The organism is Flavobacterium maritimum (assembly GCF_040049085.1).
In the GTDB taxonomy this organism is placed as follows: domain Bacteria; phylum Bacteroidota; class Bacteroidia; order Flavobacteriales; family Flavobacteriaceae; genus Flavobacterium; species Flavobacterium maritimum.
Map to the genome: position 1 here is coordinate 1 of NZ_JBDLZY010000054.1, position 514 is coordinate 514.

General features: G+C 38.7%; 1 protein-coding gene. It reads left to right on the plus strand.

Translation table 11 applies throughout. From position 1 onward, the window contains the following. The coding region (locus tag ABEB23_RS18265; RefSeq protein WP_348814151.1) for an efflux RND transporter permease subunit at positions 1-514 on the plus strand (514 nt) is incomplete at both ends.

A 514-nucleotide genomic window follows, 5' to 3' on the forward strand; every position in this document is an offset into this window, starting at 1 on the left:
TACTTGTTGATGTTAATGAGAACTTAGATGCTTCTATCGAAAAAGTAATTCATACCTTAATAGAAGCTTTTATTCTTGTTTTTATTGTTGTATTTATATTTCTTCAGGATTTCAGATCTACTTTAATTCCGGCAATCGCGGTTCCGGTTGCTATTGTAGGAACGTTTTTCTTCCTGAATCTATTCGGATTTACGATCAATTTATTGACGCTTTTTGCAATGGTTTTGGCCATTGGTATTGTGGTCGATGATGCTATTGTCGTCGTCGAGGCCGTACACGCCAAATTGGACCATGGCTATAAATCGGCTAAAAAAGCAACGATTGATGCCATGGACGAAATTTCAGGTGCTATTATTTCGATCACACTGGTAATGGCTGCGGTATTTATTCCGGTTGCTTTTTTAAGTGGTCCCGTCGGTGTTTTCTATCGACAATTTTCGCTGACAATGGCAATTAGTATTGTCATTTCCGGAATCAATGCCCTTACACTTACTCCTGCCCTTTGTGCCATTAT